We start from the raw sequence: 16,738 nt of genomic DNA on the forward strand, positions 1-16,738 counted from the left end.
TACCACACACCTTTTTTAGTTACATTTTCTTCAATAAAACAAAATTTGAAAATAACGAAATCCCAAAAGAAGTTTTACTTCATGAGCAAACACACGCCAAACAAAAACACAGTATAGACATACTCTTTATAGAGGTCTTACAAATAATATTTTGGTTTCATCCTTTGGTCTACATCTTAAAGAAAGACATAAAATTAAACCATGAATTTTTAGCGGACCAAGCAGTTATTAACAACGGAATAGAAAGTACTAATTATCAAAAAATCTTGTTATCGTTCTCATCAAACCAGCAAGAATTAACCTTAGAACACGCAATCAATTATTCATCCATCAAAAAACGATTTACAGTTATGAAAACACAAACATCCAAACAAACCTTTTGGCTTCGTAGTTTATTACTACTGCCACTATTAGCATTCTTAATTTTCAGCTTTAGCACTAAAAAACAGGTTGAGAAAGAAGTACAAACTAAAGTAGAATTTTCTTCAGAAAATTCACAAACCACAACTCCAGAGTTGGAAGTACAAAAAAATCCTTTTAAACTATCACTAAATAGAAAGGAAACCAATTTTAATAATTTAAAAGATGATTTTAAAACCATAACTGGTAACAAAAAATCGGATTTAAAAATTAAAACTTCTGGAGCAATTGATTATGAAATCATTAAAGAAATAATGAGCAAAACAAAAGATAATTTAAACAAAATTATACTTTCTGAAAATGCTTATATTCAAGACAATACAGATTACTCAAAAAAAACACTTCCTACAATAAACGGAATTACATGTAATGGTGCCTGTGAAGTAAACCTATCTAAAAAAGGAATTGAAAATCTGATTTTAGGAACAACTACCAATCAAAATATCAAGAGTTTCCTTTTTAAAATAGCCGGAAAACCAACAGTAAGAATAACAGGAAACATTTTAAATGAAGAAGCGAAAAACCAACTAAATAATTTGGAAATTGGAACCATTGTTCAGTTGTTTAATATAAAAACCGAAACGGATAAATTTCCGCCAATACTAATTACTTTAGTAGATAAAAACGACAAAAATTATTCGCATTCCCCAATTGTTAAAAAAGGAGAAGTAAGTAACATTCCTCCTCCACCGCCTCCAACAAAAGTTCCACAACATGAAAAAGGAAAAAAATTAACGTTAAATGAAATCATTAACAAAACACCAAAAAGTGTGGAATCTGGTTACGAAATGCTAGACAATGGTGAATCCCATTATTTTACGGTAAATGATGGTAAAAAAACCTATTACAACAAGGATGGATATATTACGGATGATAAAGGAAATATATTACCCCCTCCTCCTCCAGCACCTAAAGTATTAAAAGGGGAAGTTTCTAACATTCCGCCGCCGCCACCGCCAAAGTCTCCATTAGATCACGTAGTCGAAATGGCAAAAAAAGATGCTAATTTTTATTTTGAAGGGAAGAAAATCACATCCGATAAAGCTATTGAAATAATAAAAAACGATGATGACTTAAGTATTTCTACGCAAACAAAAGGTTTTAAAAAACCCATGGTAAACATAACTACACATCCAGTGATTACCGATGATAACGGAAAAGTGATCACTAAAGTAGAAACATTACAAGACGTAAAATCGAATACTCAAAAAGACAAAAATGGATATGTAGAAATAAATGGTACTACTTATTTCTATGTTGTTAAAAATAAAAAAATAACGTATTTTAATAGATACGGAAAAAAAGTTAATGAAAAAGGAGTGCTACTAGATTAGAGGTAACCATTCCAATATTCAGACCCTTCAGGTTTTAAAAACCTGAAGGGTCTTTTTTTTGAGAAAAACTGTAACAAAATAGTATAGTTAGCGTTCTAATAGACAATCATCTATCAATCAAAACAATCAAATCATGTTAAAACAATTTTTCATTATCTGCTCTGGCGCAGATACCAATATTTTAAAAGATTGCTCTAATGGAGAGCAAAACAAATACGCAGGAATTGGAGCTACTGTATTCTTTACTGCAATCATGGCATTTACAGCTTCTAGTTATGCGCTTTTTACGGTTTTCGATAATCTATATACGGCTATATTTTTCGGACTTATTTGGGGATTACTCATTTTTAATTTAGACCGTTTTATTGTTTCTACCATAAAAAAAAGAGATCGTTTTATGGATGAATTTATCCAAGCTTCTCCAAGAATAATATTGGCTATTATTATAGCAATAGTTATCTCTAAACCCTTAGAATTAAAGATTTTTGAAAAGGAAATTAATCAAGTCCTTTTAGAACAAAAAAACGAATTAACACTTGCTAACAAAGATCAAATAGCCTTACAATTTACCCCAGAAGTCCAAGCTTTAGAAAACAGCATTACCACTTTGCAAACCCAAATAGACACCAAAGAAACCGAATTAAACGAATTGTACGCCATCTTTATTAACGAAGCAGAAGGAACTGCAGGAACCAAACTTTTAGGCAAAGGTCCTGTGTACAAAGAAAAACGAGATAAACACGATGCTGCTTTAGCCGAATTACAAGAATTAAAAACCACAAACAAAGAAAAAATTGCAACTAACGAAGCACAAATAGCACAGCTTAAAACAGATTACGAAACACAAGTGGCAACTACACAACCTATTATTGATGGCTTTGATGGTTTAATGGCTAGAGTAAATGCATTAAATCAATTGCCTTGGCTACCAAGTCTATTCATATTCTTATTGTTTTTAGCAATTGAAACTTCTCCTATTATCGCAAAATTACTATCAACAAAAGGAGAATACGACTTTAAGTTTGAAAACGAAGAACATAAAATTAGAACCTGGACCACACAACAAGTGCATCAAGAAAAAAGAATGCTGGAAGCAGATACTTTATTAAATGATAAAGTATACAAAGACATTGCGGAAGAAGAAGAAATCTACGCTTACAAAAAGAAAATGGCTCGTGAACTAATGAAAAAACAACAAGATACTTTTTATACCAAACAGACTAAAATATTATAAAAACTTCAAATATCAACTTGTATTATATGGTATATAATTTTATTGGATGGTTAATTACATAGTGGTTAAAACTTAAGATTTCATTACTTTTATAGTTATGAAAAACATACTACAAATCGATGGAGATTTTATAGAACAAAACACTGTTTTTACAGAATTGATTCAAGAAATAAAACAATCCTTTTCTGATAAAAGTATTATGGTACCTATGCGTCACCACCATGATTTCCCAAATCCTACAGTTAAAAAAGACGCTACGCTTTTATTAATGCCTGCATGGCATCCGGATAAAAATGCAGGAGTAAAAATAGTTACAGTGCATCCTGAAAACGGACAATTCAATTTACCTGCTATTCAAGGAATCTATATTTATTTAGATGCTATTAAAGGAAACATTAAGGCTATATTAGAAGCTAAAAGTTTAACTGCTAAACGCACAGCTGCAGCTTCGGCTTTGGCATCCGTTTACTTATCTAAACAAAATTCTAGCAGTATGCTCATGATTGGATCAGGCGCTTTGTCGGCAAATCTAATTCAAGCACACGCTTCCGTGAGACCTATAAAAACAGTGTATATTTGGGGAAGAAATTTTGAAAAAGCGAAAGAGATTGCTTCCAATTTAAAAAATGAAAATTTTACCGTTCAGGCAATCCAAACGATCGAAGAAAAAATATCGGATGTAGATATTATTTCCTCCGCTACACTTTCTACAACACCATTGATTTTAGGGAAATATTTAAAAAAAGGCCAACATATCGATTTAGTTGGTGCTTATAAAGTGGACATGCGGGAAGCCGATGACGAAACCATAGAAAAGGCTTCCGTTTACGTAGATACTTATGGCGGATTAAAAGAAAGTGGCGACATGGTTACTCCCCTTAAAAATGGAATCCTTAAAGAGGAAGATATAAAAGGGGATTTATTCAGTTTAACTTCTAATTCAACAAAAGGCAGACAGAACGATAATGAAATAACTGTTTTTAAATCTGTTGGCCACGGTATAGAAGATTTAGCTGCCGCTAATTATTACTATAATAAATTCACAAAGGAATAAAGCCTAACACAAAATACACGTTCTAAAACGGACTAGAAATTATGAAAAAAATCATCCTATTACTTTGTTTCATTAATGTTAGCATTTGCACTTCTCAAACCATCGTAAAAGAAGATCAGGAAGCCATTATAGCTGTTATGAAACTACAAGAAAAAGCTTGGTCTAATAATGACTTGGAAGGTTTTATGCAAGGCTATTGGAAAAGTGATTCTTTAAAATTTTATGGTAGCAACGGACTAACAAAAGGATGGCAACAAACACTAGATAACTACAAAAAAGGATATCCTACAAAAGAACATGCTGGTACTTTAACCTTTACAATAAAGGATATTTCAAAAATTAGTGATGGGAATTATTGGGTTATGGGAACATACTATTTAAAAAGAAAAGTAGGTGATGCAAATGGTGTTTTTATGATTATATTTAAAAAAATAAATGGGGAATGGAAAATTATCGCAGATACTTCTTGCTAATTTTCTGAAAAACTAAAAAAATAACTAACATGAAAAATATTAGATCTTACTTTATAATATCTCTAGTCCTATTATTTATTAGTTGTAAAACTTCTCAAGTTACTGATAAAGTTCCTTCTGAAATTGCTATTGAAATTTCTAATTTTGAGAAACTAGCTTCCATAAAAAATGTGGTAAGTATTGAAAAACACAATCCAGTAAGTCACTTTGATGAAAATTACGAAATATGGTTTCAGCAACCAATAGATCATAATGATTTATCTAAAGGTACATTTAAACAACGTGTCTTTTTAGGTTTTGAAGATAAAAACAAACCCGTTATTGTAGAACTTCGTGGTTATGGAATAGGTTCTGAAAGAGCTGGAGAATTAGCTGATCATTACCAAGCGAATCAATTAACTATTGAACATCGTTACTTTAATAATTCGCGTCCTGAAAATATAGACTGGAACACGTTAACCATTGAAAACGCAGCGAAAGACCAAGAAAATATAATTACAGGAATAAAAAATGCGATATATCCTGACGCAAAATTTGTCTCTACAGGAATTTCTAAAGGCTGTCAAACTACGATGGCACACCGCAGATATTTTCCAAAAAATGTAGACGCAAGTGTATGTTATGTTGGCCCGTTAAATTACCAAAGAGAAGATCCTAGAGTATATTCGTTTTTAAAGAATGTAGGTACTAAAGAAGAACGCGAAAAGATTACAGCCTTTCAAAAATTATGCTTTGAAAATAGAAGTGCCCTTTTAGAAATGATGAAAAATATTGGAGAAGAAAAAGGCATGACTTGGGAGTTTGGTGTAGACAAAGCTATAGATTATACGATTCTAGAATACTCGTTTGCTTTTTGGCAATGGGGAACTCCCATAGCTAGTATTCCTACTGAAAATCCAAGCATCGAAAACATCTACAACCATTTAATAGACGTTGTTGGTTATGGCTTTTTTGACGAAGAAGCTGTTGCCGATTTACAACCTTATTTTTGGGCTGCTTTAACAGAACAAGGAATTTACGGGTATGAAACGGCTCCTTTTAAAGCCTATTTAAACACCGAAGAAATTTATAAATTTGATTGGGCTTTTCCGGAAGGCATTTCAAAAAACTACAACCTGAAACCGATGCAAGAAATTAAATCTTTTATAGATACTTCTGCAGAAGACATGTTGTTTATTTATGGTGAATATGATTCTTGGAGTGCAACTGCTGTGGAACTTACGGAAGATGCTTCACAAAGAGAAGTTTATAAATTTGTAAACCCAAAAGGAAGTCACACTACAAGAATCAAAAGTTTTAACCCGGAAACCAAAAACAGAATTTATACTATTATTGATGGTTGGCTAAAAGAATAAGGCAGCAAATTATTATCGAATAATCTTCTTCCGTTTTCTTTAAATCCCAAATGGATTATCAATACTATGCATTGGTTTTGTAAACCATTTCGGACCATCATTTGTCATGTAAATATGGTCTTCTAATCGGATTCCGAATTTATCTGGAACACAAATCATTGGCTCATCACTAAAGGTCATTCCTGCTCTTAAAACCGTTTTGTCGTTTCTAACAATATATGGCCATTCATGAATTCCTAATCCGATACCATGTCCTGTTCGATGTGGCAATCCTGGTAATTTATAATCTGGTCCTAATCCGTGAGATTCTAGAACCACTCTAGATGCGTTATCCACATCAGCACACGTATTTCCTAATTGCGCAGCATCAAAAGCAGCTTGTTGTGTTTCTTTTTCAATGTTCCAGATATGCGTTTGCTCTTCATTTGCTTTCCCAAAAACATAGGTTCTTGTAATATCTGAAATATAATCATGTAGCATACAACCTGTATCGACTAAAACCACTTCGTTTTCTTCTAAATCTTTCGGTGTTTTTACGCCATGCGGAAAAGACGAATCTACACCAAACAAAACGATACAGAAATAAGATCCTGAAGTCGCTCCGTATTTTATATGTGCTTCGTTAATAAAATCGGTGACTTCTTTGGCTGAAATTCCTACGTATAAAATTCTAGCTACTGCTTTATGCACTTCTAAAGTGATATTCATAGCATGTTGCATAATAGCAATCTCTGCTTCCGATTTAATCATTCTACACCCTGCAGTAATAGCTTTCGCACTTACTAAAGTATAAGAATCCTGACAGCTTCTAATGCCATCAAAAACAAAAAATGGTGTTGCCTCATCCATAGCAATAGCTCCAGAATCTACACCGTTTTCTTTTAAAAGTGTTGTGAATAATTGGTAAGGAGATTCGTGTTCTTCCCAACCTTTAACATCTCCTTCTATTAGCATGAAATCGAAAATCGTTCCTTTTTCAAATTCGGGAGCAATATAAATAAGCTTCCCGTTTGGAAATAATAAAGCACCAACCATACGCTCACTTGCACTCCATTTCATTCCTGTAAAATAGAATAAATTGGTACCTGCATGTAAATACAACGCTGGAACATTTTGCTCTTGCATAAGTATACAAGCTTTATCCATTCGTTGTTGAAACTCTTCTTTTTGAATGGGCTGTACTAAATGTGCTGTTGGTTTTATAGCCTTTAATTCTGCTTCTATTGTGGATCCTCCTATTCCTATCATATTATTTTCCATTATTCATTATAGCCTCAATCTCCTCTATTTCAATGGGCATTGCTGCTGTTAAATTCCTATTTCCGTTTTCTGTAATTACATAATCGTTTTCTAATCGGCAACCAATACCTTCTTCTGGAATATAAATCCCAGGCTCGCAAGTAAGTACCATTCCCACTTCAATAGCGCGAGAATATAAGCCAACATCATGTACGTCTAATCCGATATGGTGTGCAGTACCATGCATGAAATATTTTTTATATAAAGGTTTTTCGGGATCTTGATTAGCAACCGCATCTGCGTCTAACAATCCTAGTTTTATCAACTCCGCTTCTACTAAGCTTGCCATGCTTTTTTCATAATCTAATGGAAGCTCTCCTGGTTTTAAAAGCTTACTTCCTTCTTTTAAACAATGTAAAACGGCACTATATACTTCTTTTTGTCTTTTACTGAATTTTCCATTTACCGGAAAGCACCTAGTAGTATCACTATTATAATTTGCATAACAAACGCCAAAATCCATAAGTATCATTTCACCATCTTTACAAACAGCATCATTGGCATTATAATGCAATGCACAAGCATTTTTACCAGAAGCTACAATAGGTTTGAATGCGTGTCTTGTTGCTCCAGATTTTACTAAATTATAGATTAACTCTGCTTCTAACTCGTATTCATTTATATTAGGTGTACACGATTTTAAAACGCGTTTAAAACTAACCACGCTAATATCTGCCGCTTTTTGCATTTGTGCAATTTCTACTTCCGATTTTACGGGACGTAGATCTCTAGTAATCTTTGCAGCTCTATGATAATTATGTAAAGGATATTTCTTTTTACACCATTGTATCATTCTATCTTGCTGTGTTTCCTGATCTTTTGTTGCGCGTTTTAAATATTCATTATGCCCTAGATAAAAACCATCTGCTTCAAAAGCCATGTATTGTAAAAGCATTTCGAAGTCTTGCACCCATTCTACTCTAGAAATTCCAGAAACCTCTGTTGCTTGTTCTTTGGTTAGTTTTTCACCATCCCAAATTTTTATTTGTTCATTGGTTTCTTTGACAAACAAAATAGCCTTGTTCTCTTTTTTATGCGCATCTGGATATAAAACTAGAATGGTTTCTTCTTGGTCTATTCCAGAGAGATAAAACAAATCATTGTTTTGTGTAAAGCCCATGATATCATCGGCATTATTATGCTTGACATCATTAGAAGTAAGAATAGCAATAGTATTTGGTTCCATTTTAGAAATGAAATGCTTTCTGTTTTTTTGGAATAAGGTATTCGGAATTGGTTGGTATCTCATAGGTAATGCTTTTGTAGGGATGAAAAGTATTATATATAAATACGCTTTTAGTATTTACAATACTTCGGAAAGAAATATAGAAGAAGAAAAACAAAAAACTTATAAATGGTATTTTTTATAATGCGCTTCTATGTCTTTAGGTTTATGAACGACTGTAGTTGAAACTGGATATTTGGATAATAAATGTTCTGGACGAATTGTCTTGACGTAAAATTACCTCCACAATTTGGACATATATTTTTAAAGACTTCTTTTGCGCAAGCAGTACAATAGGTACACTCAAAAGTACAAATCATTGCCTCTTTAGAATAAAAAGGCAATGATTTGTTACAATGTTCGCAAGTTGGTCTTATTTCTAACATATGGTTTGTTAAGATGATTTGCGTTAAGGATTACTCATACATTTTATTTGTAAAGAAATCGTGAGTGCTTCGCATTTGAAACGGCATCCTTTTTATTTTTCATAAAAAGACCTGCCTGCCGGCAGGCAAGTATAGTGGATAGCCTGACGTTTTGTGATCCTGAAGGTTTTTTCAACCTGGAAGTATCACAAAAGGTAATGCCATAAACCTATATTTTCTTTACGTACTCTGTAATAATAACGGTTAGTGTTGGTCCAACTTTACCTTCAATATAGGTTTCGTTATCACGATCTAAACGTATATTTCTAACCGCAGTTCCTTGTTTAGCAACTTGGCTAGATCCTTTTATTTTAAGATCTTTTATAAGTACTACAGAATCTCCTGTTTCTAGAACAACACCATTTACATCTCTGTGAATTAGTTTTCCTTCTTCGTCTTCTCCTTCACCTGTAGATTTTGCAAACTCTAAAACATCTTCTTCTAGATACATCATGTCTAATAAATCTTGAGGCCATCCTTCTTTTCTTAAACGGGATAACATTCTCCATGCTGCAACTTGTACGGCTTGGTGTTCGCTCCACATGCTATCATTTAAGCAACGCCAATGATTAGGGTCTGTGCTTTCTGGATCTTCTATTTGATCTACGCAGGTCTTGCAAGCGGTAAGGGTTTCTATAAGGCTTTGATCTTTTCTAGGCGCTAAAGTATATAGTTGTAAATGCTCTTCATTTTGGCATAATTCACACTTACCATCTGCGCGTTTATTTAATTCTCTTTCTAAACTCATTTAAGTACATTTTTGAAAAACAAAAGTACATTTATTCTTAGAGTACAGCAAGCAGAAATGCTGTTAAGCTACTTGATGCGGTTTAAAAGGATTAGATAGCTGGCCATTTTCTAGGCCAACTATAGAAAGTTTTTTGTTTTTAGAAAGTGCTTCGTTATGCAATTGAGCAATTGCAACGACGCCTTGATTATCAATATTAGTTAACTCTTGTAGGTTTAACACAATTGTATCTGCCTGATTAAAAACATCTTTTAATTCGTTTTTAAAAATGGGTATATTCATCTTTATAAGGTTTCCTTGTACCTTATATATATTGTTACTATTTGTAATTTTAAGTTTCATAATTTTCTTTTATTTGGTAATAGGATTTGGTGCTATAATCGACTATTTACTAATAATTAGGCTGCATCGATAGTTGTTATATCATCGAATATTTCTTTGCTTCCTATACCAGTAATAAAAAAAGGTTTATGTGCTTTTAAGGATTGTTTGTAGATGTTCTCGAAAGCGGAAACACCTTCTCGATCTATACTTTTAAGCTCGTCAATATTAATAACCAACTCATTCGTTGTGCTAAAAATATCTTGGAAATAAATTTGAAATTTTTTTACGTTTGTTTTATTAAGAACTCCTGTTACTTTAAACGTATTTAGTGAATTTGTGATTTCTAGTGCCATCTTTTAAATGTTTTAAATTATAAAATATTAAGCGCTATTAATCTATGTAAATATGTGATTTATTATTAGTTACACCTAATATGTTCGATGAAATACGGTATAAATTGTTGAAGGTGAAAAATCGTAATATTATTCATGCATTAGTTTAAAGAATCTCGAAGTTTTTTGGATAACCCTTTAACTACCAAATCATACGAATGATTAATTAATTGTATTACAAACGAAGAGTCTAGTTCGGTTTGATCTAATTGAATGGTATTCCAATGTTTTTTGCTCATGTGATATCCTGGGGCAATGCTTTGGTATGTTCCACGAAGTTCTTGTGCATACTCTGGATCACATTTTAAGTTTATAGATGGTGTACCAGATTCCCAAGCTTTTAAAGAGGTTAAAGCAAACATTTTTCCTTGCACTTTAAATACAAGCGTCGTTTCATCAAAAGGAAAATGTTCTGTAACTCCTTTTTTACTTAAACAATAGTCCCGAAGTTGTTCTATGTTCATGATTCGATTTATTCTTCGATTTTCTTTACCGGAGCTTCCTCTAATTTTAATGCGGAATAATCCAGTTTCCAACCAATAGTTTCTACAATACTTTCCATTAAAGAAATGGTTTGTAAAGCTTCTTTTTGTGCGGCTTGTATTAAACCACTTTCTGGAACTTTATCTAAAATATGTTGTTTCGCTTCTTGGTTTAATCCGGTTAAATCGGAAGCTTCAAACTTATTAAAGTAACCGTCTTTTTTATCGTAATAATTTAAATCCGTTTCTACAGATAATACTTCTGGCTGCGGAAAATGCGCTAGAATAATGCGTTTGTTTTTATTATCTGCTTCTAATTGAATTTTACTTAAATCATAACCAACATATGCTTTAGCGTTTATTATAACCAGAGCTTTCTTCTTACTATTTACCATTTTCAAAAAACGTTCTTTCACATCTTCGTAATGGTAAATTTCGGCGAAGTCACCTTCTACAGTAATAAATTTACAAACTGTTTTTACTTTATCTAATAACAATAAAGATTGGGAGTTTACAAGTTGTTTATTTTTAAACGATTTAAAATAAGTAACAACACCTAAACTTGCTAATATTCCTATAATAATTCCTAAAAAGGCTTCCATTTATTTAATTGGTTTTATTCTTTTATAAGCAATTTACATACCAAAAATTACTCGTTTAAAAGTGCGTACAAAATTGGCTTACTTGGTGAAGCATCGTTTTCAAAAGGCGCTATCTGTAAATTAAGAAAATACGTTCCATCATTTACATTATTTGGCACAAAAATAAATTCGGTTATTGTTGCGCCCAATCGCACTTTTCCTTTGGTATTCCAAAATGCATTATGTGCTAAAAGCTTGCCTTCGTCTTTTTCTTTATCTACACTTGGTAAATCTATTAGCAAATGCTCTACACCTTTTTCTCTTAAATATATTGCAGCATCTTCTAATAAATAAGGTGGATTGGTATGTGAATATTGTGCCGATAACTTTTCGCTAGTATTTGGCAACGTACGTATCACTACTGCTTTTCGTTTTTTGTTTCCTAATGCAAATTGGATCTGCTTTTTAGAGATTACAAAGTCGTCACCTAGTTTTTCTGGAGCTACAGTAATGACTTCCGCTAAAAAGAAAAACTTCTTTAAACCTTTATTTACAGAGTGTACTTTTTCCACAATATGACCAACACATTCGGTATGTGTACCATGTGCATGCGGATTGAAAGATATATTATTAAAATTAATACTCGCACCTTCTTTTACACTTGCTGTCCAGCCCTCGTCCTGAACCGGCATTATAGTTGGCTCGGCTAAATACCACGCATTTACATTGTTTTTTGAAGCGATTAGAGGAATAGAAATATCTAAAGGTTTAGAAAAATCTATCTTATATTTTTTTGAATTGGTTTCTATAGTTGCTATCATACCCAAATATACTAAATCACGAAGAGTTGAGACGCAATTCCGTCGACTAAAAATTTACCTTTTTGTGTTGTTTTTAACTTCTCGATACTATTTTGATTCACATCAAAATCACTCGAAGTGACAAGCAATTCTTCCTCTATGTATTTTTGTGAAACTTTCAACAAATGCTTTTTATAATCTACTCCGAAATCATTTTCTACTTTTTGCAAGGAAACACCCCAAATAGTACGTAATCCAGTCATTACATATTCGTTATATTGATCTGAAACACTTAAGATTTCTACCGTATTTGGAAGCGTATTATTTTGTATTTCTTGGATGTATATACTGTTATTGGAAACATTCCAACTACGTTTTGTTTGATGAAACGAATGTGCCGAAGGTCCGATACCTAAATAGGTTTTGCCTTGCCAATAACTAGTATTATGTTTTGAAAAATAGTTAAGCTTTCCAAAATTTGAAATTTCATAATGTACAAAACCTTGCTTTTCGGTTTCTGCAACCAAATGATTAAAATGTTCTAATGCGAGCTCTTCATCTATTGGTGGATAATTTCCTTTTTTAATAAAAGTAGCCAAGGCTGTTTTAGGTTCTACAGTTAGGGCATAGCTTGAAATATGGTTTATCCCAAAACGAAATGCTTTTTCCAGGTTTGCTTGCCATTTTTCAAGGCTCATATTAGGAATTCCGTAAATCAAGTCAATAGTAATATTATCGTAATATTGCGTTGCAAACTCTAAACACTTTTCTGCTTCTTTTGCATTATGTGCTCGATTCATGCTTTTCAAATCGTCTTCAAAAAAAGATTGGATTCCGATGCTTAATCTATTGATTGGCGTTTTTGATAATGCGATAATTCGTTGTTCGGTTAAATCGTCTGGATTTGCCTCTAAAGTAATTTCGGGATTTGCGGATACTTTATAATTCGTATATACAGATTCTATTAACAAAACCAATTCTTCATTGCTAAGTAATGAAGGTGTTCCTCCTCCAAAATAAATAGTTTCTACTTCTTGATCTTGCAATTCGTTTTTACGAAGCTGTAACTCTATAATTAGTGCATCTATTAACTCGTCTTTCTTCTTCATAGAAGTAGAAAAATGGAAGTCGCAATAATGACAAGCTTGCTTGCAAAATGGTATGTGTATATAGATTCCTGAGATGATTTTTGATTTTAAATTAACGATTTTAAGCTAATACTATAGCTGAATACTGCGACTTTTTACTTTTTCACGCGACCCTCATTCTGTTTTACAAAAGCATCCCAACCAGAATAGCTTTTACCTACCGTAATTTTTCCAGAATTATAAAAGTGGCAAACTGCAGCCGCTAACCCATCTGTTGCATCTAGATTTTTAGGTAGTGTTTTTAAACCCAATAAACTTTGCAGCATTTTAGCAACCTGTTCTTTACTAGCATTACCATTTCCAGTAACTGCCATTTTTATCTTTTTAGGCAGATATTCTGTAATTGGTATTTCACGAGAAAGTCCTGCTGCCATCGCTACTCCTTGTGCACGACCAAGCTTCAGCATACTTTGTACATTCTTTCCAAAAAAAGGTGCTTCAATTGCTATTTCGTCTGGATGATGTGTATCTATTAATTCTATAGTACGTTCAAAAATAAGCTTCAGTTTTAGATAATGGTCCTTGTATTTTTTTAAATCTAGTTCGTTTAATTGCAAGAATTCCATCTTCTTATTCTTCACTCTAATGAGTCCGAAACCCATGATAGTTGTTCCTGGATCAATTCCTAAAATAATTCTTTCTTCGCTCATTATTCGCAATAGTAACAACCGCTTAATGAAATAGAAATACCTATGGTTGCTGTTACAAGGTTTCCGTTAAAAGTTCCAAATCCGTCTGAAACATTATCATAATCACTACTAAATGCAAAGATATACGAAGTATCTAAAAATAGGGAAAGGCTTTGTGAAATTCCGTAATGAAACTCCAAACCAGCCATTGCATTTAAAAAGGATTCTTTATTATCTGTATAATCACCTAATGGTTTTACAAAAGTAAATCCGGGTCCAGCATGCGCCATGATAGCATAGTTTTGAGGTAATCGTATTAAACCTTCTAGATCATAAACCGCTTGTAAATTTACTCTAGAATAATTGACTTTAAATTCTGGTGAATTACTTGCATTGGAAAGTCTATTATAACCAAAATCTATTTTCGCTCCTAAATTTCTACTAAACATACGTTGTAGTCCAATATGAACAGTTGGGAAATTTATTGGTTTTGCTTCAAAAGTAGAAACAAATGCAGTTTGACTCGGACTATTAATTCCTACAGCAAATTGTGCTTTCCAGGTACTCGTTTCGCTTTGCGAAAATCCGGAAACAGCAATGAAACTTAATAGAAAAAAAAATATGGAGGACTTAAATGTTTTAAATGGTATCGTCATAAGGCAATATTGTTTTAATTTGCGCATTTTAGTACACAATGTATAGAGCACTACCTTACAAAACTAAACAATTCTTTTTTGTACTTATTAAATTAAGTATTGTAATTGGTGCTTTTTATTTTATTTATAATAAACTGACCACAAACAACGATTTAGATTTTACCGAATTCATTGAATTTCTGCACAAAAACAATGTTTTTTCTTTAAAAAACGTTATTTTTCTTATTTTTTTAAGCCTTTTTAATTGGTTTTTAGAAATATTAAAATGGCAAGAATTAGTATCTTCTATAAAAAAAATATCTTTTTTTGAAGCCCAAAAACAAAGTTTAGGCGCTTTGACTGCTTCACTTTTAACACCAAACAGGATAGGAGATTATGGAGCTAAAGCTTTGTATTTCTCCGCTAGTTATAGAAAACGCATCGTGCTTTTAAACTTCATTGGCAATATGATGCAAATGGCAATTACAGTGCTTTTTGGCGTTTTTGGTTTATATTTTTTTATCACCGAATATCAGGTAGATTTTAGTTTTTTACGTGTATCTAGATTCTTAATCATTATTTCGGTTGTTTCTATATTATCAATTTTCGGGTTAAAACAAAAACGATTTAAAATAAAAGGTTTTTCTATCGAAAAAGTAATCGACTTCATTAAAAACCTTGCTATAAGAATTAAGGTTTCGACTTTTGTTTTATCGCTTTTAAGATACTTGACTTTCTCGTTTCAGTTTTACTTTTTACTCGGTATTTTCGGTATTGAAGTTTCTTATTTTCATGCCATGGTTGCCATAACAAGTATGTATTTACTAGCATCTGTAATCCCTTCCATATTTATTTTTGATGTATTAATTAAAGGTAGCGTGGCTATGTATATTTTCACCATTGTAGGCGTAAATGAATTTACCATTTTAAGTATTGTACTACTTATGTGGATTTTAAATTTTGTTTTACCAAGCATACTTGGAAGCTTCTATGTGCTTACCTTTACCCTACCAAAAAACAAAACAGCATGATGATTTTAATTTTTGTTGGCATCACGCTTGCGTACTTATTTTTAATAGGAAGTTTGGCCTTTGGTTTTGATAAAGTGAAGCCTTTTCCTTTAGAAGAGGTAGAAGCAAAGACAACGTTTTCTGTGATTATTCCGTTTAGGAATGAAGCGGAAAATCTACCCGAGCTTTTAAAATCTATTGCTGCTTTACACTACCCAAAACATTTATTTGAAGTTATTTTGGTGGATGATGCTTCTGAAGATAATTCGGTTTCGGTTATTAAAACAGATAAATTCACTACAACTAACATAAAAATTATTAATAATAAGCGGGAAAGTAATTCGCCAAAAAAAGATGCCATTACTTCGGCAATACAATTGGCTAAGCACGATTGGATTGTTACTACAGATGCCGATTGCGTTTTACCTAAGTTCTGGCTAGATACTTTTGATGCTTTTATTCAAAAAAATGCTGCCAACTTTATTGTTGCTCCAGTTACCTATAGTAATGTGCATTCGTTTTTAGATCGTTTTCAATTATTAGATTTTTTAAGCCTGCAAGGTGCTACTATTGGCGGATTTGGTATGCAAAAACCCTTTTTATGTAATGGCGCAAATCTAGCATATAAAAAAAGTTTTTTCAAAGCGGCTCACGGATTTCAAGGAAACAATAATATTGCAAGTGGAGATGACATTTTCTTATTAGAAAAGGCTTTAAAACAAGATGCTAAGCAAGTACACTATTTAAAAAGCAAACATGCAATTGTAACTACAGAAGCAGAAAAAACAACTACCGATTTAATTTCGCAACGGGTACGTTGGGCTTCCAAATCTGCGAACTATAAAAATAACTTTGCCAAGGTAGTTGGTCTTATCGTTTTATTAATGAATGCATCTCTTATTTGCGGATTAACACTTAGTATTGTTGGTGTTTTCAACTTTAATATGCTTGTATATCTGTTTTTAATAAAGTGCAGTATTGATTTCTTACTGTTGTTTAAAACAGTTCGTTTTTACCAGCAAGAATCCTATTTAGCATCCTTTATTTTTAGTTGTTTACTTTACCCTTTTTTTAGTGTTTACGTTGTTTTTATTTCGATTTTTTCTAATTATAAATGGAAAGGAAGAGCATTTAGCAAATAATGGTTTTGCATTATATATTTTGTAGTTT

Annotated in this window: 19 protein-coding genes and 1 pseudogene; 8 read left to right on the top strand and 12 right to left on the bottom strand. The window is 32.4% G+C overall.

The genetic code is table 11. The features are described 5' to 3' along the window. Positions 1 to 23: 23 nt before the first annotated feature. The 6 genes and pseudogenes from FG167_RS17495 to FG167_RS03485 form a co-directional block, all read left to right on the top strand. Positions 24 to 335: pseudogene (locus FG167_RS17495) on the top strand (M56 family metallopeptidase); the annotation flags it as partial. A gap of 15 nt (positions 336 to 350) precedes the next feature. Next, positions 351 to 1,754, top strand: coding sequence for a hypothetical protein (locus FG167_RS03465; protein WP_239004436.1), 1,404 nt, complete (start codon positions 351 to 353; stop codon positions 1,752 to 1,754). A gap of 133 nt (positions 1,755 to 1,887) precedes the next feature. Continuing rightward, positions 1,888 to 2,988, top strand: coding sequence for a DUF4407 domain-containing protein (locus FG167_RS03470; RefSeq protein ID WP_203460048.1), 1,101 nt, complete (start codon positions 1,888 to 1,890; stop codon positions 2,986 to 2,988). A gap of 97 nt (positions 2,989 to 3,085) precedes the next feature. Continuing rightward, positions 3,086 to 4,042 (top strand): ornithine cyclodeaminase family protein, encoded by a 957-nt coding sequence (locus tag FG167_RS03475; protein ID WP_203460049.1) that lies wholly within the window; start codon positions 3,086 to 3,088, stop codon positions 4,040 to 4,042. 41 nt (positions 4,043 to 4,083) lie between these two features. Then, a complete protein-coding gene (locus FG167_RS03480; RefSeq protein ID WP_203460050.1) occupies positions 4,084 to 4,515 on the top strand; it encodes a DUF4440 domain-containing protein in 432 nt (143 codons plus the stop codon). Between the two features lie 29 nt (positions 4,516 to 4,544). Further along, on the top strand, positions 4,545 to 5,870 hold the full coding sequence (locus FG167_RS03485) for a S28 family serine protease (RefSeq protein ID WP_203460051.1): 1,326 nt from the start codon (positions 4,545 to 4,547) through the stop codon (positions 5,868 to 5,870). Positions 5,871 to 5,909: 39 nt separating this feature from the next. Here FG167_RS03485 and FG167_RS03490 read toward each other — a convergent pair whose 3' ends face one another. The 12 genes from FG167_RS03490 to FG167_RS03545 all read right to left on the bottom strand — a co-directional run bounded on the left by FG167_RS03490 (position 5,910) and on the right by FG167_RS03545 (position 14,579). Then, positions 5,910 to 7,118 (bottom strand): Xaa-Pro peptidase family protein, encoded by a 1,209-nt coding sequence (locus FG167_RS03490; RefSeq protein WP_203460052.1) that lies wholly within the window; start codon positions 7,116 to 7,118, stop codon positions 5,910 to 5,912. A gap of 1 nt (position 7,119) precedes the next feature. Continuing rightward, positions 7,120 to 8,418, bottom strand: coding sequence for an aminopeptidase P family protein (locus FG167_RS03495; RefSeq protein WP_203460053.1), 1,299 nt, complete (start codon positions 8,416 to 8,418; stop codon positions 7,120 to 7,122). A 128-nt stretch (positions 8,419 to 8,546) separates the two neighbouring features. Continuing rightward, complete coding sequence (locus tag FG167_RS03500) at positions 8,547 to 8,780, bottom strand: DUF1272 domain-containing protein (protein ID WP_370568397.1); 234 nt, start codon at positions 8,778 to 8,780, stop codon at positions 8,547 to 8,549. Between the two features lie 208 nt (positions 8,781 to 8,988). Then, complete coding sequence (locus FG167_RS03505) at positions 8,989 to 9,567, bottom strand: alkylphosphonate utilization protein (protein ID WP_203460054.1); 579 nt, start codon at positions 9,565 to 9,567, stop codon at positions 8,989 to 8,991. A 63-nt stretch (positions 9,568 to 9,630) separates the two neighbouring features. Next, the gene (locus tag FG167_RS03510) at positions 9,631 to 9,909 is read right to left on the bottom strand and encodes an STAS domain-containing protein (RefSeq protein ID WP_203460055.1); all 279 of its coding nucleotides are present in this window, start codon (positions 9,907 to 9,909) and stop codon (positions 9,631 to 9,633) included. A 56-nt stretch (positions 9,910 to 9,965) separates the two neighbouring features. Next, positions 9,966 to 10,244 (bottom strand): anti-sigma factor antagonist, encoded by a 279-nt coding sequence (locus FG167_RS03515; RefSeq protein WP_203460056.1) that lies wholly within the window; start codon positions 10,242 to 10,244, stop codon positions 9,966 to 9,968. Positions 10,245 to 10,384: 140 nt separating this feature from the next. Continuing rightward, positions 10,385 to 10,747, bottom strand: a complete 363-nt coding sequence (locus FG167_RS03520; RefSeq protein ID WP_203460057.1) for an MmcQ/YjbR family DNA-binding protein — start codon at positions 10,745 to 10,747, stop codon at positions 10,385 to 10,387. An 8-nt stretch (positions 10,748 to 10,755) separates the two neighbouring features. Beyond that, positions 10,756 to 11,367 carry a DUF4230 domain-containing protein gene (locus FG167_RS03525; RefSeq protein ID WP_203460058.1) on the bottom strand — a complete coding sequence of 204 codons (612 nt, stop codon included), beginning with the start codon at positions 11,365 to 11,367 and terminating at the stop codon, positions 10,756 to 10,758. A gap of 47 nt (positions 11,368 to 11,414) precedes the next feature. Next, positions 11,415 to 12,167, bottom strand: a complete 753-nt coding sequence (locus tag FG167_RS03530; protein WP_203460059.1) for a cyclase family protein — start codon at positions 12,165 to 12,167, stop codon at positions 11,415 to 11,417. 11 nt (positions 12,168 to 12,178) lie between these two features. Beyond that, complete coding sequence (hemW, locus tag FG167_RS03535) at positions 12,179 to 13,330, bottom strand: radical SAM family heme chaperone HemW (RefSeq protein WP_203461044.1); 1,152 nt, start codon at positions 13,328 to 13,330, stop codon at positions 12,179 to 12,181. 59 nt (positions 13,331 to 13,389) lie between these two features. Then, the gene (gene ruvC, locus FG167_RS03540) at positions 13,390 to 13,944 is read right to left on the bottom strand and encodes a crossover junction endodeoxyribonuclease RuvC (RefSeq protein WP_203460060.1); all 555 of its coding nucleotides are present in this window, start codon (positions 13,942 to 13,944) and stop codon (positions 13,390 to 13,392) included. Next, on the bottom strand, positions 13,944 to 14,579 hold the full coding sequence (locus FG167_RS03545) for an outer membrane beta-barrel protein (RefSeq protein WP_203460061.1): 636 nt from the start codon (positions 14,577 to 14,579) through the stop codon (positions 13,944 to 13,946). The genes ruvC and FG167_RS03545 overlap by 1 nt, the downstream gene beginning before the upstream one ends. 38 nt (positions 14,580 to 14,617) lie before the next feature. On the opposite strand from FG167_RS03545, the gene FG167_RS03550 reads away from it, so the two are divergent. Both FG167_RS03550 and FG167_RS03555 read left to right on the top strand, forming a co-directional pair. Further along, a complete protein-coding gene (locus FG167_RS03550) occupies positions 14,618 to 15,589 on the top strand; it encodes a lysylphosphatidylglycerol synthase domain-containing protein (RefSeq protein WP_203460062.1) in 972 nt (323 codons plus the stop codon). After that, complete coding sequence (locus tag FG167_RS03555; RefSeq protein ID WP_203460063.1) at positions 15,586 to 16,710, top strand: glycosyltransferase; 1,125 nt, start codon at positions 15,586 to 15,588, stop codon at positions 16,708 to 16,710. Before FG167_RS03550 ends, FG167_RS03555 begins: the two co-directional genes overlap by 4 nt. Positions 16,711 to 16,738: the final 28 nt, after the last annotated feature.

This window comes from Lacinutrix sp. WUR7 (genome assembly GCF_016864015.1).
In the GTDB taxonomy this organism is placed as follows: domain Bacteria; phylum Bacteroidota; class Bacteroidia; order Flavobacteriales; family Flavobacteriaceae; genus Oceanihabitans.